The sequence below is a fragment of the Chromobacterium sp. genome, from assembly GCF_041912965.1.
Lineage (GTDB): Bacteria > Pseudomonadota > Gammaproteobacteria > Burkholderiales > Chromobacteriaceae > Chromobacterium > Chromobacterium aquaticum.
Genome location: NZ_JAYSGF010000003.1, coordinates 96,671 through 114,548 on the forward strand (window position 1 = coordinate 96,671; position 17,878 = coordinate 114,548).

The 17,878-nt window shown below is 67.5% G+C and carries 19 protein-coding genes; 7 read left to right on the forward strand and 12 right to left on the reverse strand.

The features are described 5' to 3' along the window. Positions 1-459: 459 nt before the first annotated feature. The 5 genes from ACE3QM_RS02480 (at position 460) to ACE3QM_RS02500 (ending at position 4,454) form a co-directional block, all read left to right on the forward strand. Positions 460-1,188 carry an IclR family transcriptional regulator gene (locus tag ACE3QM_RS02480; protein WP_374419966.1) on the forward strand — a complete coding sequence of 243 codons (729 nt, stop codon included), beginning with the start codon at positions 460-462 and terminating at the stop codon, positions 1,186-1,188. Between the two features lie 25 nt (positions 1,189-1,213). Beyond that, positions 1,214-2,155, forward strand: a complete 942-nt coding sequence (hutG, locus tag ACE3QM_RS02485) for a formimidoylglutamase (protein ID WP_374419968.1) — start codon at positions 1,214-1,216, stop codon at positions 2,153-2,155. 88 nt (positions 2,156-2,243) lie between these two features. Further along, complete coding sequence (gltS, locus tag ACE3QM_RS02490) at positions 2,244-3,449, forward strand: sodium/glutamate symporter (RefSeq protein ID WP_374419970.1); 1,206 nt, start codon at positions 2,244-2,246, stop codon at positions 3,447-3,449. Between the two features lie 8 nt (positions 3,450-3,457). Beyond that, complete coding sequence (locus ACE3QM_RS02495; protein WP_374419972.1) at positions 3,458-4,042, forward strand: HutD family protein; 585 nt, start codon at positions 3,458-3,460, stop codon at positions 4,040-4,042. 67 nt (positions 4,043-4,109) lie between these two features. Then, on the forward strand, positions 4,110-4,454 hold the full coding sequence (locus ACE3QM_RS02500) for a VOC family protein (protein ID WP_048411676.1): 345 nt from the start codon (positions 4,110-4,112) through the stop codon (positions 4,452-4,454). Between the two features lie 72 nt (positions 4,455-4,526). On the opposite strand, the gene ACE3QM_RS02505 is transcribed toward ACE3QM_RS02500, so the two are convergent. From ACE3QM_RS02505 to ACE3QM_RS02515, 3 genes are all read right to left on the reverse strand, one after another. After that, complete coding sequence (locus ACE3QM_RS02505; RefSeq protein ID WP_374419976.1) at positions 4,527-5,513, reverse strand: DUF1176 domain-containing protein; 987 nt, start codon at positions 5,511-5,513, stop codon at positions 4,527-4,529. A 72-nt stretch (positions 5,514-5,585) separates the two neighbouring features. Beyond that, entirely contained in the window at positions 5,586-5,957 is a 372-nt protein-coding gene (locus tag ACE3QM_RS02510; RefSeq protein ID WP_231465665.1) for a VOC family protein, read from the reverse strand. Positions 5,958-6,035: 78 nt separating this feature from the next. Further along, the gene (locus ACE3QM_RS02515; RefSeq protein ID WP_374419978.1) at positions 6,036-7,448 is read right to left on the reverse strand and encodes an MFS transporter; all 1,413 of its coding nucleotides are present in this window, start codon (positions 7,446-7,448) and stop codon (positions 6,036-6,038) included. A gap of 153 nt (positions 7,449-7,601) precedes the next feature. On the opposite strand from ACE3QM_RS02515, the gene ACE3QM_RS02520 reads away from it, so the two are divergent. Next, on the forward strand, positions 7,602-8,516 hold the full coding sequence (locus ACE3QM_RS02520) for a LysR family transcriptional regulator (RefSeq protein ID WP_374419980.1): 915 nt from the start codon (positions 7,602-7,604) through the stop codon (positions 8,514-8,516). 161 nt (positions 8,517-8,677) lie between these two features. On the opposite strand, the gene ACE3QM_RS02525 is transcribed toward ACE3QM_RS02520, so the two are convergent. The 6 genes from ACE3QM_RS02525 to ACE3QM_RS02550 form a co-directional block, all read right to left on the reverse strand. Beyond that, on the reverse strand, positions 8,678-9,457 hold the full coding sequence (locus ACE3QM_RS02525; RefSeq protein WP_374419982.1) for a PhzF family phenazine biosynthesis protein: 780 nt from the start codon (positions 9,455-9,457) through the stop codon (positions 8,678-8,680). Beyond that, entirely contained in the window at positions 9,454-10,152 is a 699-nt protein-coding gene (locus ACE3QM_RS02530) for a transcriptional regulator (RefSeq protein ID WP_374419984.1), read from the reverse strand. Before ACE3QM_RS02530 ends, ACE3QM_RS02525 begins: the two co-directional genes overlap by 4 nt. 11 nt (positions 10,153-10,163) lie before the next feature. Continuing rightward, entirely contained in the window at positions 10,164-10,589 is a 426-nt protein-coding gene (locus ACE3QM_RS02535) for a DUF2000 domain-containing protein (protein ID WP_374419986.1), read from the reverse strand. Next, complete coding sequence (locus ACE3QM_RS02540) at positions 10,582-11,127, reverse strand: GNAT family N-acetyltransferase (RefSeq protein ID WP_231462255.1); 546 nt, start codon at positions 11,125-11,127, stop codon at positions 10,582-10,584. The genes ACE3QM_RS02535 and ACE3QM_RS02540 overlap by 8 nt, the downstream gene beginning before the upstream one ends. Before the next feature lie 95 nt (positions 11,128-11,222). Further along, positions 11,223-12,416, reverse strand: a complete 1,194-nt coding sequence (locus tag ACE3QM_RS02545) for a serine hydrolase domain-containing protein (protein WP_374419988.1) — start codon at positions 12,414-12,416, stop codon at positions 11,223-11,225. Between the two features lie 114 nt (positions 12,417-12,530). After that, positions 12,531-13,550, reverse strand: a complete 1,020-nt coding sequence (locus tag ACE3QM_RS02550) for a low specificity L-threonine aldolase (protein ID WP_231462253.1) — start codon at positions 13,548-13,550, stop codon at positions 12,531-12,533. Positions 13,551-13,799: 249 nt separating this feature from the next. Here ACE3QM_RS02550 and ACE3QM_RS02555 point away from each other — a divergent pair, with 249 nt between their 5' ends. After that, positions 13,800-15,062: a hypothetical protein gene (locus tag ACE3QM_RS02555; RefSeq protein WP_231462252.1), complete on the forward strand. Its 1,263-nt coding sequence runs from the start codon at positions 13,800-13,802 to the stop codon at positions 15,060-15,062. A 168-nt stretch (positions 15,063-15,230) separates the two neighbouring features. Here the strand turns inward: ACE3QM_RS02555 and ACE3QM_RS02560 are convergent, their stop codons facing one another. Genes ACE3QM_RS02560 through ACE3QM_RS02570 form a run of 3 tightly spaced genes read right to left on the reverse strand, consistent with a single transcriptional unit; the run spans position 15,231 to position 17,736 of the window. Further along, positions 15,231-16,175, reverse strand: a complete 945-nt coding sequence (locus ACE3QM_RS02560) for an ornithine cyclodeaminase family protein (protein ID WP_374419991.1) — start codon at positions 16,173-16,175, stop codon at positions 15,231-15,233. Further along, complete coding sequence (locus tag ACE3QM_RS02565) at positions 16,172-17,134, reverse strand: threonine/serine dehydratase (RefSeq protein ID WP_374419993.1); 963 nt, start codon at positions 17,132-17,134, stop codon at positions 16,172-16,174. The genes ACE3QM_RS02560 and ACE3QM_RS02565 overlap by 4 nt, the downstream gene beginning before the upstream one ends. Further along, positions 17,131-17,736, reverse strand: coding sequence for a transcriptional regulator (locus ACE3QM_RS02570; protein ID WP_374419995.1), 606 nt, complete (start codon positions 17,734-17,736; stop codon positions 17,131-17,133). The genes ACE3QM_RS02565 and ACE3QM_RS02570 overlap by 4 nt, the downstream gene beginning before the upstream one ends. Between the last annotated feature and the right edge of the window lie 142 nt (positions 17,737-17,878).

Sequence of the window (17,878 nt, forward strand, 5' to 3'; positions counted from 1 at the left end):
GCGACAACGTGAGAGTCGGGAAAGACTCGGCGAGTGAAACTCGAAGTGAAGAGTGGCTTTGCTCCGACCCGGTTATCGCAGCGCGATGGAACTCGGGCAAGAGCCGGCAAATGTGCCATACAAGCGAGCCAACATTTCTGGGCGCGCAAACTGAACCATATAACCTCCTTTCTCTCGTTTTGCGGGCGGGGCTTGAATCCGTATCAAAGCCGGCGTGTCCGCGTCGTCGCCGTCTCGCCAAGAGGAGACGGCCTCTCTTTATCCATGGTGGATGCAGGCTGGCAGTGTAAACCATGCGCGCCGCCGCGCGCCAGCCGCCCTTCTGTGTCCGCGCCCCGTTTTCCCGCAATGCGGGAATGGCAAACAAAAATAGGCAATGAATTACCGCCAGGTGGGAAACCGGGCTTTTTAGCGGCGGTCGCAATAGATAAGGTTAGAAAATCCTAATAAGGACCGGACATGCCCATTCTCAGCTCTTCTTCCGATCGCCTGTTGCAAACCCTGCAGCTGGTGGCGGCCTCGCCTCAGCCGCTGAGAGCCAAGGACATGGCGCAGCAGCTGGCCTTGCCGCCGTCCACGCTGTACCGCCAGCTGACTCACTTGAGCCAGTGGGGCCTGCTGCAAGCGGGCGCGGACGGCGCCTACCACGCCGGCCCGCTGGGCCTGCAACTGGCGATGGGCTTTCAGCGGCACAACACGCTGGCGGCGCAGGCGCGCCCGGAAATGCAGCGGCTGGCGCGGCTGAGCAATGAAACCGTGGCCTTGATGGTGGCCACCCGTCAGCAGGTGATCTGCATCGAGATGATGGAAAGCCAGCAGGCGCTGCGCTGCGCCTTCGCCGCCGGCAAGGGCCAGCCGCTGGCGCGCGGCGCGTCGGCACTGGCCTTGCTGGCCTTCATGCCGGCCGCGCACAGCCAGGCCACCCTGGACAGCATGCTGCCGCCGCAGGAACACGAGGCCCTGCGCCAGACCCTGGCCGAGGTGCGCCGCCAGGGCTACGCCACCAGCGACAGCGCCATCGATGCCGGCATCTGGGGCGTCAGCGCCCCCTTGCTGCAGGGGCGGCGCAAACTGCTGGGCGCCTTGACCTTGATGGCGCCTTCCGGCCGCGCCCAACGCCGCGCCCTGCTGGTCGAGCAAACCCGCCAGGCCGCGCGCAATATCAGCGCTTACCTGGGCTGCGATTGAGCGGCCCCGAACCGAAAGACCAAGCATGACGCTACACACACCTCCCGCGGCCTGGAGCGGCCGCATCGACGCCGAGGGCGAACTGGCGCGTCGCTGGCATCAACGCATCCGCCCATGGCAGCCCGGCGTCGCCGCCGGCTTCGCCCTGCTGGGCTTTGCCTGCGACGCCGGCGTGCGCCGCAACCAGGGCCGCCCGGGCGCGGCGGCCGCGCCGCGCGCCATCCGCCGCGCGCTGGCCAACCTGGCCTGGCATCAGCCGCAAGCCGCCTACGACGCCGGCGACGTGCATTGCCGCGACGACGAACTGGAAGCCGCCCAGGCCGAACTGGGCCGGCAAGTGGCCGGCCTGCTGGACGACGGCCAGTTTCCCATCGTGCTCGGCGGCGGTCACGAAGTGGCTTACGGCAGCTTCCTCGGCCTGGCCCGACACCTGGAAACCGCCGGCCGCGCGCCGCGCGTCGGCATCATCAATATCGACGCCCACCTGGACCTGCGCCAAAGTCCGCTCGCCTCCTCCGGCACCCCCTTCGCCCAGATCGCCGCCGACTGCGAGCGGCGCGGCTGGCCGTTCCACTATCTGTGCGCCGGCGTGGCGGAAACCGCCAATACCGCCGCGCTGTTCGCCACCGCCAGACAACTCGACGCCCAGATGCTGTTCGACGAGGAACTGCAACCCTGGCGGCTGGAACAGCCCTTGCAGCGGCTGCGCGACTTCATCGAACCCTGCGATTGCCTGTACCTGACCATGGACCTGGACGCGCTGCCGGCATCGCAAGCGCCCGGCGTCAGCGCGCCGGCGGCGCTGGGCGTGCCGCTGGCGACGCTGGAAGCGTTGATCGACATCCTCCGCGCCAGCGGCAAGCTGCGGCTGGCTGATATCGCGGAACTGAACCCGGAGCTGGATCAGGACCAACTGACCGCGCGGACCGCGGCGCGGCTGATACACCGGCTGACACGACCACTCTGAGAACCTGTTCAAGGCCTCGCGCTAACGTGAGGCCAAACGGAACAAGCCGCGACACAGCGGCAAGCCGCACTTTTGCAAAGGAGAAACCATGCAGCAATGGAAACTGGATTTGATCGCCACCACCGCGCTGGCGGTGCTGGCCCTGCTGGCCGGCTACCGGCTCAAGCGTCATGTGCGCTTCTTCGAGCGCTTCTGCATCCCCGCGCCGGTGATAGGCGGCTTCGCCGTCTCCATCGCCGTCCTGCTGCTGCGCGAGAGCGGCGTCGCCGCGGTCAGCTTCGACACCACGCTGCAAACCCCGTTCATGGTGGCCTTCTTCACCACCGTGGGCATAGGCGGCAGCCTGGCGCTGCTGCGCACCGGCGGCAGCACCCTGTTGATCTACCTGGGCATCTGTTGGGCGCTGGCGGTATTCCAGAACGTGTTCGGCGCCGGCGCGGCGGCCATGTTCGGACTGGACCCTACGCTGGGCGTGATGGCGGGCGGGGTGTCGCTGGAAGGCGGCCACGGCGCGGCGGCGGCCTTCGGCCCGATGGCGGAGCAACTGGGCACCCGCGGCGCCACCGCGGTGGCGCTGGCCTCCGCCACCTTCGGCCTGATCGCCGGCGGCGTGCTGGGCGGGCCGCTGGCCAGCTGGCTGATCCGCCGTCACCAGCTGCCGATCCAGGCCGAAGCCGGCACAACGCCGGCGCCCGCCTATCACGATCACGAGGCCAGCGTCACCGTGAACAGCGATTCGCTGATCGCGTCCATGGGCCTGGTGCTGGCCTTGATGACCGCCGGCATGCTGATCGCCGGCCAGGTGCAACAACATTGGGACTTCGTGCTGCCCGCCTATGTCGGCGCCATGTTCGCCGCCATCGTGTTCCGCAATCTGAACGACCGCGCGCGACTGATCCGGCTCAATAGCGCCGCCATCGACGCCATCGCCGACATCTCGCTGGGCGTGTTCCTGACCATGGCGATGATGAGCTTGAAGATCTGGGAGCTGTACGATCTGGCGCTGCCGCTCTTGGGCGTGCTGTCCTTGCAGGTGATCGCGCTGACGGCGATCAGCGTCTTCATCGCCTTCCGTCTGCTGGGCAAGAACTACGACGCGGCGGTGATGTGCGCCGGCCTGATGGGCCACGGCCTGGGCGCCACGCCCAACGCGGTAGCCAATATGAGCGCGGTGTGCCAGAAACACGGCGCCACCTCGTACAAGGCTTTCCTGATCATCCCGCTGTGCGGCGCGGTGCTGATAGACTTGGTGGCGATTCCCTTCCACGCCTGGATCATCAACTACCTGCACTAAGGCCCGCCATGACGCTCATCCGCCTGCAAGACTGCCCGCCCAGCCCATGGAAAAATGGCGGCGGCAGCACCCGCCAGCTATTGATCGCCCCGGCCGACGCCGGCCTGGACGATTTCGACTACCGCGTCAGCCTGGCCAGCGTCGCCAGCGACGGGCCGTTCTCGCGCTTCGACGGCGTGGACCGGCAATTGCTGATCCTGCAAGGCGCGGGACTGGAGTTGCAACTGGAAGGCAGGGACAGCCTGCGGCTGACGCCGGGCGGCGCGCCGCTGGCCTTCGCCGGCGAGACCCCGGCGCAAAGCCGGCTGCTGGACGGCCCGCTGACCGATTTCAACGTGATGACGCGGCGCGGCCGCTACCGCTCGCGGCTGGACAAGCTGATGCTGGATGGCGCGCTGGAATTGGGCTCCAGCGCCGAACTGACCCTGCTGTTAACGCTGGAAGACGGCGCGCGGCTGTGGCAGGACGGACGGCCGCTGCCGCTGGCGGCCTGGGACGCTGCCCTGATCCGGCGCGGCGAGACGCTGCGGCTGCAGGCCGAGCGCCCACTGCCGCTGTGGCGGGTGGAACTGGAAACCGTCGGTCCGGCCTGAGCCGACCTATAATCACCTAGGCTGTTGAAATAGGCCAATTGGCTTTTTAACTCCTAAGGAGATTCCCATGGCATCAACTGTTTCCTATATCGAGATCGGCGCCGGAGACGCGGCCCCTGTCGGAGCTTTCTTCGCCGAACTGTTCGGCTGGAGCTTCCACCCGATGGGCACGGACGGAGGCGGCTGGTTTCAGGCCGGATCGATTAAAGCCGGCCTGCACGGGGGGGATGCCGCGCCCCGGATCGATCTCTTCTTCCAGGTGCCGGACCTGGCGGCCGCCGTTGAGCGCGTGCGGGCCCTGGGCGGCCAAATCGACGGCGGCATCGCGGAGGAGCCGGGCTTCGGCAAATTCGCGCAATGCCATGCGCCTGGCGGCCTGAGCTTTGGCCTGCATCAGCCCGAGTCGACATAAGCGAGCAGGCTCCACGCCAACGACGGGACCTCGGTCCGCCTTCGCTACAAGGCGCGGGCGGACCGCGCCCGCTTATTGCTGCCGCGTCACCCAGCTGCGCAGCGAGATGCCGCCGGGGATGCCGCTGCATTGCGGCGCCTCGGCGTCATGCATCAACTCGAAACGGCTGCCGGTCCAGGCCCAGGCGCTGCTGGCATTGCAATCGTTGAAGCCGCGGCCCTTGGAAAAACTGCTGAGCACGCCTTGATCGAACTCGGCGTTCATCTGGTATTCGGGCTCGCCGCCAGGCAGTTGGGCCAGCCGCGACTGATACGGCGGCTTGTCCTGGGCGATCCACACGCTGGAACCGCTCTGGTAAGCGCCGCGACCACATTCGCGCAGCACCAGCACTTGCTTGGCGCTCAAGCGATGCACGCTCACCGCCGGATGCTCCTCGTCCGGCATCTGCTCCCAACAATCACGCTCGCGCACCGCCTTCAGGATGGGCGCCGCCAGAGCATCATCGCCGGGCCGCGCCGCCGTCGGCACCGGCCGCAACAGCGGCGCCGGCAAGGCCGGCGGCACCGAGGCTTCCGGCTTCGTCCCCTTCTTCACCAGCGCGCCGGGCGTGCCCAGCCGGCCCTGGGCTTCGTCCATGCGCAGCAGCGCGGCCTTGAGGCCGGCCAGCGACAGCCGCCATTGCTGCTTGCCATCGCTCAACTCCGCCGCGTCCGCGTCCAGCATGCGCGGCAGCAACTTGGCCATCTGCGCGGCGGACAGTGTCTGCTCGTCTTTCAGACCCTGCAGACTGAAACCGCCCACGCGCAGGCTCAGCGGGCCGATTCCGCCCTCCTCCGAATTCGCCAGCAACTCTCCGCTCAGCGGCGCATTCGGGCCGCCATCGCGCTTGAGCAGCAGGCTGACCGGATTGCCGCCCTCATCGCCCTGCGTGCCGTTGGCCTCGCAATGGCGGGTGTTGTCGCAGGCCACCGCCCAATCCTTGTATACCTGCGCCTTGGCCCAACTCGCGGCGGGCAGGCCTAGCGCCGCCAGCGCGGCGACCATGATGTGTATTCGCATGCTTGTCCTTGTGTCATTCCATGCCCACCGCGCGGCGATAGCGCCAACACGCGGCAGACAGGGCGCAAACGCTCAGTCCCGCTGGCACACCCGGATCCGATGCCCATCCGGGTCCAGCGCCAGGAAGGTACGGCCGTAGACTTCGGTGCTCGGCGGCTGCGCGATGCGCAGATCGGGGTCGGCGCGCCAGGCCTGATAGAGCTGGTCCACCTCGGCGTCGGATGCCAGCATGATACCGGTTTCGACAAATCTCGGGACATCGGCATGCGGCGCGTCGCCGCCGCTCCACAAGGCGAACAGCGCCTCGCCGCCGGCGCTGAAGGCGACATAACGCGGGCTGGCGAATACCGGATCTGTGGTGAACAAACGGCGATACAGCGCGGTGGAACGCTGGATATCCGTCACATACAGCAGTTGCAGATTGGGTTTGGGAGCCAAGGTCATCGCTATCCTCTCTTCATGAAATGCGGGCTGCGCCGCGGATGACGGACAGGCTACGCCCCCTCTGCTGACAGCGTGGCGTCAGCAGGGCGCGGCTTTTCCGCGTCCCCGCGCCGACAGCAGCAGCGCGAACAGCATCAGCGCCGCCGCCAGGCCAAAGGCGGCGCGCATGCCGGCGGCCACTTGCGGCGGCGCGGCGGCGGCGATGTCCGCGGCCCCGCTGGCCGCGACGAACACCACGCCCATCAAGGACGCGCCGCTGATCAGGCCCAGATTGCGCGACAGATTGAGCAGGCCGGACACCAGGCCGCGCTGGCGCGGCGCGGCGCGGCCCAGGATCAGGGTGTTGTTGGCGGCCTGGAACAAGGCGTAAGCGGCGGTGATCGCGATCAGCGGCAGCAAATAGCCCGCCAGCCCCAGGCGCGCCGGCAGCAATGCGAGCGCCAAGGCGCCGGCCGCTATCCCGGCCAGACCTGCCAGCGCCGCAGCAACCGCGCCGCAGCGGTCCACCAGCCGCCCGGCCGGCACCCCGCTCAAGGCCGCCACCAGCGGCCCCGCCGACATCGCCAGGCCGACGCCGGCGGCGTCCAGCCCTAAACCCCGCGCCAGATAGAACGGCCCCACCACCAGGGTGGCCATCATCACCGTGGACACCAGGACGTTGCCGAGCAGACCGACGGCCAACGCGGGATCACGCAGCAGGGCCAGGTCAAGCAAGGGCGCGGCGGCCTTGGATTCGGCCCGGACAAAGAACCAGCAGCCAACGGCGGCCGCCAGCAACAAGGCGGCGTTGAGCGCGCCGAAATGCCCCGACGAATGGTCTTGCTTCAGGGTCAGCGCCAAGGCGTAGGCGGCCAGGGTCAGCGCCAGCCAAGCGCTGCCGGCGGCGTCGAAACCTACGCGCTCGGCCCTGGGGCCGCGCTCCGCCGGCAATGCGCGCCAGGCCAACGCGAAAGCCAGCGCGCCCAGCGGCAGCTTGACCCAGAAAATGGCGCGCCAACCATGGGCCTCGATCAGCGCGCCGCCCAGCGACGGTCCCAGCGCGGTGCCGACGGCGGACATGGAACCCAGCAACCCCATCGCCCGGCCCACCTGCTCGCGCGGCGCGATATCCGCGACAAAGGCCATGCCCAGGGCCAGCATCAGCGCGGCGCCGACGCCTTGCAACGCTCGTCCGGCGAGCAATGCCCAGAAGGCCTCGGCCGTGCCGCAGCCCACCGAGGCCACTGTGAATAGGGCGATGCCGGCCAGCAGCGCGCGGCGGCGGCCGAACTGATCGCCCAGCCGGCCAGCGTTGACGCTGGCCAGGGTGATCAACAGCAGATAGGCCAGCACCACCCATTGCGCTTGCCGGAAAGACACCTGGAAGGCCGTGGCCAGGGTGGGCAGGCCGACATTGGCGATGCTGGTGCCCAGCGAGGCCAGCAGGATAGCCAACGCCAGGCTGGCCAGCGCGGCGGCGGAAGAAAACGAAGAGGATGCGGGAACAGGCATGAGGACGACTCCCCGCCGCGTCCGGCCCCGAACGCCGGAGCCGCCAACGCGGACCCGATACAGGCTACGCCGCCGCCATGGCAGGCGGAAGACGCATGGTTTGCACTGAATAGTTGCGTTTGACGCCATATATCGTTGTGCTAAGGTGAGGCCATGCCCATGCCCGACCTCAATCTGCTGATCACCCTGGACGCGCTGCTGAGCGAAGGCAGCGTCGTCCGCGCCGCGCGCCGCCTGCAGCTCAGCCCCTCGGCGATGAGCCGCGCGCTGGCGCGGCTGCGCGAGCTCACCGGCGACCCGCTGCTGGTGCGCGCCGGCCGCGGCCTGGCGCCGACGCCGCGCGCGCTGGAGCTGCGCGAGCGGGTGCACGCGCTGGTGCTGGACGCGGAAAACGCGCTGCGCCCGGCCGGGACGCTGCGGCTGGACAGTTTGCAGCGCAGCTTCACCCTGCGCTGCAGCGACGGTTTCGCCGAGAACTTCGGCCCACGGCTGCTGGCGCGGCTGCAAGGCGAGGCGCCGGGCGTGCATCTGCATTTTCTGCCCAAGCGCGACAAGGACAATGCGCCGCTGCGCGACGGTGCGGTGGACCTCGACACCGGAGTGGTGGGCCACGAAGCCGGGCCGGAGTTGCGAGTGCGCATGCTGTTCCGCGACCGCTTCGTCGGCGTGGTGCGCGCCGGCCATCCGCTGATGTCCGGCGCCATCGACGTCGAACGCTACGCCGCCGGCCGCCATGTGATGGTGGCCCGCCGCGGCGGATTGGTCGGCCCGGTGGACGAGGCGCTGAGCGCCCAGGGGCGGCAACGGAATGTCGCGGTCACCGTGGGCGGCTTCGCCACCGCGCTGGCGCTGGCGCGCGCCAGCGACCTGATCGCCACCGTGCCGGAACGTCACACCGGCCAGTTGCGCGCCGGACTGCACAGCTTCGCGCTGCCGCTGACGGTGGCGGAAATCACCGTTTCCATGATCTGGCATCCACGGCTGGACGCGGACCCGGCGCAGCAATGGCTGCGCGCCTGCGTCAAGGCGGTGTGCGATGAGCAATTGGCGGCGGAAAGCGCCGTGTGAGGCGCCGCTCCACGCCTAAGAACCTGTTTACGATCTGCTGCGCGTCGTGGAGCGTTACACGGTGAGTACCAGCTCAAAATGCTCATGTACCACGTGTACATTCCGCTTTTTCGCTCGTTTTCGCCTTGTCTCGCCTTAGCTCGCGAGATCGTAAACACGTTCTAAACGTAAATCTCGCCCCTCAGATACAGCCGCGCCTGCCCCAGCAAAGCCACTTCCCCGCCTTCCAGCCGGCATTCCAGGCTGCCGCGGCGCGCGCCGCCCTGGCGCGCCTGCAAACGGGTCTTGCCCAGTACGCCGGCCCAGTACGGCGCCAGCCAGCAGTGAGCCGAGCCGGTGACCGGGTCTTCGTCGACGCCGACGCCGGGGCCGAACCAGCGGCTGACGAAATCGCAATCCGCGCCGCGCGCGGTCACCGCCACCCCGCGCTTGGGCAAGCCGCGCAGCCGCTGGAAGTCCGGCCGCAGCGCCGCCAGCCGCGCCGCGTCGTCCAGTACCACGATGTAGTCGTCGGCGGCCAGCACTTGGCCGGTGTCCAGGCCCAGCGCCGCCAGCAGGCCGGGCGGCTCGGCGCAGGGGCGCGGCGTCACCGCGGGGAAGCGCAGCTCGATGCGCTCGCCGTCATGCCGCGCCGTCAATTCGCCGCTGCGGGTCTGGAAGGCGATGCGCTCGCCGCGCCAGCCCAACTCATGGAACAACACCCAGGCGCTGGCCAGCGTGGCGTGGCCGCACAAATCCACCTCGGTGGTCGGCGTGAACCAGCGCAGCGCCATCCGCTCGCCGTCCGCGACAAAAAAAGCGGTCTCGGACAGATTGTTTTCCATCGCGATGGCTTGCAGCGCGGCGTCCGGCAGCCAGGCCGACAACGGGCACACCGCCGCCGGATTGCCGTGGAACACCGCGTCACAGAACGCGTCCACCTGATAGATAGGGATGTTCATGCCTTGTCCTCCCGCGCATCGCCGCGGATTTCGTCCAGATAGTTGTAGACGGTGTAGCGGCTGACGCCCAGCGCCTCGGCCGCGCGCTCCACCCCGCCTTTGACGATGAACAGGCCCTGCTCCAGCATCTGCGCCACAGCCTGTTTCTTGTCCGCCTTTTTCATCCGCGCCAGCGGCTTGCCGCCGCGCTCCAGCGCCTGGGCGATGATGTCCTGCATCGCTTCGTCCATCGCCGGCGGCTCCGGCGCCGTCCGTTGCGGCGGCAGCGCTCGGCCCACCAGCGCCTGCAGGCAGGCCAGCGCCGCTTCCAGCTCGCTGCGGTCGCTGTTCAGGCACAGCGCGGCGAAGGGTTCGCCGGCGGCGGTCTTGAAGACGGCGCTGGCGGACAGCAGCCGCCGGCCGTCGCGGCTCAGGGTATGGTAGCCGGACACCAGCGCCGGTTCCGCGCCGCCCTGACGCATCGCCTGTTCGATGGCGGCGAAGCCGCGGTCGCCAGCCGGGCCACCGAGGATGGCGTCACCGGCCTGACGGCCGGACACATGGCCGTTCTCGATGGCGATGATGGAGCGCTCCGGCCGGCCCAGATCATGCAACACCACCTCGGTGTGCGCATCCACCATGGCGCCCACCAGCTTGACCGTGGCGCTCAAGGCGCGCAGCACCGCCTGTTTTTCCGCCTGCTTCGGATCGTCCATGCGCCCGCCCGTCAACGGTAGAGGCTGAACTTGCGCGTCAGTGCGCCCAGTTCGGCCTCGTCGCCGCACAAGGCCACGCCCCAATACTCCAAGGCGGCGGCCGGGGTGGCCGCGGTGCGGCGCACTTGTTCGGCGCTGCCGCCCTCGGCCATGGTGTCGGTGAAATCGACGCAAGCCACCCCGGCTTCGGCGGCGGCCTGACGCAGTTGCGCCAATTTGGCGGAGTTGTCGGCGCGCAGCACGATGAAGGGATCGGCGGAAATCGCCGGATGCACGCCGCCGTCGGCGTCCACATAGTCCACATGGTTTGCCGCCGCGTCCGCGCGCCGCAGCCGGCAGGCCAGGGCCAACGCCAGATGGCCCAGCACATTCATCGCCCGGCCCGGCTCCAGCCGCTTGTGGATCACCGCCACGTATTTGCGTTCCGCCTCACTCATCGCCACCGTCCTCCGCCTCATGCTCCGCGCGCAACAAGGCGTAATTGGCCAGCGACAGATAGCGGCCGTCCTTCCATTCGCACTCGCGGCTGACGCCCTCCAGGGTAAAGCCGACGCTCCGCAACAGTTTGCCGGAGCCCAGATTGTCCACTTCCACTTGCGCGTAGACGCGGTTGAGCGGGAAGCGGCGATAAGCCAGCCTCAGGAAACCGCGCAGGGCTTCCCGCATATAGCCGCGGCCCCAGTGTTCCGGCAGCAGCCAATAGCCCAGTTCGGCGCAATGGTGCTGTTCCGACCAGGAACTGATACCCACCGCGCCCAGGAAGCGCCCATCCTCCCGCGTTTCCAGCGCCAGCCACAGGCCGCTGCCGTCGGCGCGGATGTCGTCGAACCAACGCATCTGCGCGCGGCAGTCCTCCTCGCTGGCGTAATGGATGCCGTAATGTTTGATCACTTCCGGGTGCGACAGCCCGTAAAACACATTGGGCAAATCCTCGGCGCGAAATTCGCGCAGCGCCAAGCGCTCCAATTGCAACATCGTTTCCCCTTCATGCCAGCGGCCCAAGCTCGAATCTCGTTGGGCTTGGGCCGCCACAATTCAACAATTTGTTGAAATTTACATTTTTGGTTGAATTATTGCAAGCGCGGCTCCACGCCATACACCGCGTCGCGCAGATCGGAAACGAAGCGCCCGGACATGCCTTCATACAAGGTATTGGTGAAGGCCACCACGCTCAGGCCGCGCGCGCGGTCCACAAACCAGGAATGGCCGTAAGCGCCACCCCAGCGCCAAGTGCCGGGCGATTCCGGCGACGCGGCGGCGGCCGGATCGCGCAGCACCGAGAAACCCAGGCCGAAACCGAAGCCGGGCATTTCCGGCAGTTCCTGCGCTCCGGTGTGATTGCGCCCCATCTCGTCCACCCATTCCGGCGGCAGCAGCGGCGCGCCGCCCTGGCGCAGCGCCTCCAGCAAGCGCAGCAAATCGTCGGCGCTGCCCACCATGCCCGCGCCGCCGGACGGATAGGCGCCGGCGTCCAGCGCCCGCTGCGGCGCAAAGCGTATCCCCACCGTGCCTTCGAACGGCGCCACTATCGCCGGCTGCTCCATCCGCCACGGTTCGGCCTCGCCATTGACGTAGATCGCGGCCAGGCGCTGCGGCGCCAAGGCATGGAAATCGGTGTCGTCCATGCCCAGCGGCGCAGTGACCCAGCGGCGCACCGCCTGCGGCAGCGGCTCGTCCGCCACCCGCTCCACCAGCGCGCCCAACACGTCGGTGGCCAGCGAATAGCCCCAGGACTGTCCAGGCGGATACAGCAGCGGCACGCTGGCGATGCGGCGCAGGTTCTCCGCCAACGAGAGGCCGTCGGCATCCATGCCGTCGGACACTCCGGCGCGGGCATAGGGCCCGTCGCCGTCTTCCTCAAAGAAGCGATAGCCCAGGCCGGCGTTATGGCTGAGCAGCTGCCGCAGCGTGATCCGCGCCGGCGTTCCATCCGCCAGCCGCGGCCGAAACTCCGGCAGCCAGCGGGCGATGTCCTCGTCCAGGTCCAGCCGCCGCCGCGCCGCCAGCGCCATCGCGGCCGTGGAAACAATGGGCTTGCTGACGGAAGCAAGCCGGAACAGCGCATCCTCCCGCATCGGCACGCCGGCCTCCCGGTCAGCCCAGCCGGCGGCGCGGCGGTAGGCCGGCGTGCCGTCCTTGGCCACCAGCACTACCGCTCCCACCAGCCGCCGCTCGCTCAGCGCCTGCTCCAGCACCGCGTCCACGCGCGCGTCCAGGCCAAGCTCCGCGCGGCTTGGCCGCACGCTGCATTCCACATTCGACATATCGCTTCCTTTGGCTGCAAAACAGCCAACAACGATAAGCGACCGCCACGCCGGGAAAAAGCGGGCGGCGCTCCGCTCTGTCGTGAGAAATTGTCCGGAATGGCTGGCCAGCGCTCACAGGCTGGCGCGTATGATGTCCGCCGCCCGCTCCAGCTCGCGCCGCGTCACCAGGCTGCTGCAAGTGAAGCGCAGCAAGTCCGGCTTCCAGGCCAGCGCCAACACGCCCCGCTCCGCCAGCCGCGCCGCCGCGGCCTTGGCGTCCGCCGCCTCGATGAACACCATATTGGTCTCCACCGGGTATTTGAGCCGCGCCGCTTCGCCCAGCCTGCGCCCCAGCCAGGCCGCATTGTCATTGTCTTGCTGCGTCACTTGCTGCCAATGCCGCATCTTGTCCAGCGCCACGCCGGCCATCAGCCCGGACTGGTGCAGGCTGCCGCCCTGCCACTTGCGGAAGATCTTGGCCGCCTCGATCTTGTGGGCCGGCCCGGCCAGGATGGAGCCGAACGGCGCGCCCACGCCTTTGGAAAAGCAAAAGTTCAACATGTCCGCCGGCCGCGCATAACGCGCCGGCGACAGGTCCAGATGACTGCAGGCATTGAGCACTCGCGCGCCGTCCAGATACAGGCTGAGGCCCATTTCGTCGCACAGCGCGCGCACGCGCAGCATCTCGTCCACCGGATAGACGATGCCGCCGTAGCTGTTGATGCTGCTCTCTATCGCCACCACCTTGGGCACCGCGTACAGGCTGGACCAGCGCGCCTTGGCGTGGATGGCGATGCGCGCTTCGTCGGCGGTGAGCACGCCATTCCGGCTATGGTAGGCATTCAGCACCAGGCCGCTGTTGGCGCTGACCGCCGAGGATTCAAAGAAGCTGATGTGATAGCCCACCTCGGTGACGATTTCATCGCCGGGCGCCGCCAGACAGCGCAGGCCCACCTGATTGCTCATGGTGCCGGAGGGCATGAACAAGGCCGCCTCCTTGCCGAACAGCTCGGCGCAGTAGGCTTCCAGTTCACGCACATAGCGGTCTTCGCCGTAACAGTCGTCGCCGATCTTGGCGAAATCCAGCGCTTCCACATCGCGCTTGCTGACCCGCGTCAGAGTGTCGCTTCTCAAATCGATGATGTCCGGCATGTCTGGTCCCGTTGGTGAACGTCGGCTGGAGGATGGCAAGCGGCGGCAAGGAAAACCTCGGGCGAGGACAGCCGCCGCGCTATTGGCATGCCAATCAAATGCGAAGCAAATGCTAGGGGCCGGCCATCAATGATTCAACACGACTTTCGACAAGGTTGACGCTGCCCAAGCGGCTAGTTATTCGTACGGAGTGCGATTTTACGCTGGAGAACTAACATGGTAGCCACGCCGCCAATCAGCGAGGCCATCATGAGAAACCTAAACTATCACGGCTTGTGGATAGGCCTGCTGCTCTTGGACATCACCGCGCTGGCGATGCTGCCGTGGCTGACGGAACGGCCTTTCTCCCGCTCCCTGCACACCAGTCATTTCGCGCTGGGCCTGCTGGTCACCGCGCTGGCGGCCGCGCCGATGATCCGCTTCCTGGTCATAGGCTGGGGCGCCCGCTACGAGGAATTCCGCAACCGGCTCAACAACGGCGCGCTGGTCTATTACCTGCGCCAGTTCTGGCAGCCGCGCACCGACAAGCACCCGCAACTGAGCACCTGGCCGTTGCCTGAGAACGAAGAAGTGGAAGCCGCCGCCGAGCAATTGTTCGAGCAGATCTACCGCGAGCACTACGGCCGCGCCGCCTTCCTCACCCCGATGCTGCTGATGCTGATCGCCACTCTGTGCATGAGCGTGCTCTACCTGCTCGCCGTCAACGACCAACTGACGCTGCCGTTCGACGCGCAGATCGTCTGCGCCGCCATTGCCGGCGCCTATCTGTTCGTGGTCAGCGACATGGTGCTGAGCGTGCGCAAGCGCAGCCTCAATGTGGCGGACGTGTACTGGTACGCGCTGCGCATGATGCTGGCCATCCCCATCGGCGCGGCCGTCAGCGCCGCCGGCGCCGCCGAAACCGTCTCCGCCGCGCAAACCGTGTCCGCCTTCGCAGTAGGCGCCTTTCCGATGGACACCCTGTTCAAACTGCTGCGCCGGCTGGTGGCGCTGAACCTGAACGCCAAGGAACAGCCGCAGGAAAACGACCAGTTGATCCAACTGGAAGGCGTGACCGCCAATATCTCCGCCGCGCTGGCGGCCGAGGGCGTCAACTCCATCGAACAATTGGTGTGCATCGACCCGGTGCTGCTCTCCATCCGCACCGGCTTTCCGTTCAAATTCGTGTTGCGGCTGGGCTCGCAAGCCATCGTCTGGCGGCACTTCGGCCAACACGCCGCCGTCCTGTCCGCCATGGGGCTGGCGGACGCGCCCGCCATCGTCACCCTCAACGAAATGCTGAAAAAAGAAGCCGGCTCCGCGCTGCGTCAGCAGGCGGACAATGTGATCGCCGACATCGTCGCGCGCTTGCAGGCCAAGGACGGCGTCGTGCTGAGCGCCGACACCGTCAAATTCAACTTCCGTCAGGTAGGCAAGGAAAACTACACCCGCTTCCTGATGGCGGCGCAAAAACAGGGCGGCCACGCCCGGCCGCCCTTACGGCCGGTGCATGGCTTCCCACACGCGGCCTGAGAACCTGTTCAAAGTCTCGCGAGCAAGGGCGAGACAAGGCGAAAACGAGCGAAAAAGCGGAATGTACAAGTGGTACATGAGCATTTTGAGCTCGTTTTTAACGCCGTATCGCTGAAGCGCAGCAGACTTTGAACAGGTTCTGAGAACCCATTGACGGTCAATAGCGTTTCAGGCCTGGGCCTCCAGCACGCACTTGGCGATCTGCGCGTCCTGCACCGCCAGCCCGGTCAGATCCGCCAGCGTGATCTCGTCCTCGCTTTGCCGGCCCGGCTGCTCGCCGGCCAGCACCCGCCCCAGTTCCGCCAGCCGTTCGCGCTCCAGCAATCCGGCGGCCAACGCGTGCGACACCTCGCCGTAAGCCGCGCACTGCGCGACGGAATCCACCACGATGCGGTCCGCGCCGGCCACCAGTTCCAGCGCCAGCTCCTGCTTGCCGGCGGCGTCCGCGCCCACCGCGGTGACATGGCTGCCGGGCCGCAGCCAGCCGGCTTGCAGAATGGGCCGGCTGGACGGCGTGCAGGTGACGATCAGCCGGCAGGCGCGCGCCAGCGCTTCCGCGTCCAGCGTGGTCCGCACACGGTAGCCCTCGGCCTCGAACTCGGCGGCGAAGGCCGCCAGCTCGGTCTCGGAACGCCCCCACACCCATGCATCGCGGCACGGCGTCACCGCCTGCAAGGCGCGCAATTGCAGCCGCGCCTGCAAGCCGGTGCCGACGATGCCTATCGCCTCCACCCGGCTGGGCGCCAAGACCCGCGCCGCCAGCCGCCCGGCCAGCGCGGTGCGCCAAGCGGTGAGCCAGCCCTCGTCCCGCAGCAGCGCCAGCGGCGCGCCGGTGCGGGCGCAAAAGCACAGCACCAGGCCCTGATTGCTGGGCAAGCCGCGCTTGGGATTGTCATAGAAACCGGAGGACACCTTGACCGCGAACAGGCTCTCGCCTTCCACATGGCCGGATTTCACGCAGCAATCGCCGTTGGCCGCCGCAAAGGCGAAATGCTGCACCGGCGGCAGTTGCGCGCGCCCGGCGGAATAGGCGATGAAGCCCTGGCGCAGCAGCGCTTCCGCCCGCTCCAGATCCAGCCGCGCCAGGATTTCATCCTTGTTGAAGATTTTCATGACACCGCCTTCACAAACTTATCCAGCACGATGTTGCGGCCACACAGCACCACCGCCACCTTCTTGCCGTGGTAGCGCGGCGCCTGCTGCAACAGGCCGGCCAGCGCCACGCCCGCCGCGCCCTCCAGCATCCAGCGCTCGCTTTGGGCCAGCAAGCGCAGCGCCGCGCGGATCTCCGCCTCGCTGACCAGCGCGCAATGGCGGATCAGGGCCTGGCACAGCTCGAAAGTCACCGCGCCGGGCTCCACCCCGCCGGCGGTGCCATCGGACAGGGTGTCGCCCTCGTCCACCTCGACGATGCGGCCGGCCTGCAGGCTGGCGTGCATGGTGGCCGCCGCCGATGGCCAGCAGCCCACCATTTCCGCGCCGGGCGCCAGGCGCCGCAAGGCCGTTCCGATGCCGGAAATCAGGCCGCCGCCGCCCACGGAGACAAAGACCGCGTCCAGCTCCGGGCACTGCTCGGCCAGCTCCATGCCCACTGTGCCCTGACCGGCCACCACCTCCAGATCGTTATACGGCGACACGAAGGGCAATCCCGCCCGCCGCGCCGCCGCGCCGGCGCTCAATTCCGCCGCCAGCGCGTCGCCGTCCACCAGCTTCAACTCCGCGCCCAGCGCGCGGATCGCATCCAGCTTCACCGCGGCGGCGGACGCCGGCGCGTACACCGTCACCGGCACTTGCAGCAGCCCGCCGGCCAAGGCCACCGCCTGGCCGTGGTTGCCGGTGGACGCGGCGATCACCCCGTCTCGCCGCGCCGCCGGGTCCAGCAGCCGCAGCTTGTTGCTGGCGCCGCGGAATTTAAAAGAACCGGTGCGCTGCAGATGCTCGCACTTCAGATACACCTCGCAGCCGGTCAGGGCGGACAAGGCCGGGCTGTGCTCCAGCGGCGTGACCCGCGCCTGAGGGCGGATGGCCTGGTGGGCGGCGGCGATGGCTTCGAACAGGGAATCCAGTGTCATGCTTGCTCCTTCAGCTCTTTCAAATGCTTGAAAACCGTGGCGCGACCCATGCCCAACACATTGGCCACGTAGTCGGCGGCGTTCTTGCCGCGAAACGCGCCCTCGCGCAGCAGCGCCTGCACCAGCTCGCGCTTGTGCTCGCGGCTGAGGATGGACAGGCTCAGCTGACGCTGTTGCAGCCAGCCGTGGATGAAACGGTTGATGCGCTCCTGCCAATCGTCCTCGAACAACAAGGCCGGCTGCGCCACCAGCTTGCTGCCGGACAAGAACAGGTCCAGCGCCGCCCGCGCGCCCTCGAACACCGAGATGTCCAGGTTCACGCACATCATTCCGAGCGCGGCGCCGGCCTCGTCGCGCAGCACCACGCTGATGGAGCGCAGCTTGCGGCCATCCCAATTCAGTTTTTCGTAAGGGCCGATCACCGTCGCGTCCGGCGTGTTTTCCAGCTCTTCCAGGCCGGAATCGTCGCCCAGCTCGCGCTTGGAGAAATTGTTGGCGATATAGGCCACGGACTGGGTGGCCAGGTCATGCAGCACTACCTCGGCATAGGGGTAGAACAAGGTGGCGATGGCATCGGCGATGGACTGGTAACGGGACAGCATGGCGGCACTCGAATTGGATCAACAAATCCAGTTTAGACTCAAAAATCCAAAAATAAAACAAAAAAGTCCAATATGGACTTAAAAATCCACAGCTAAAGCCAAGAACGAAAAAGCCGGCATCGCCGGCTTCTGGATCAGGACA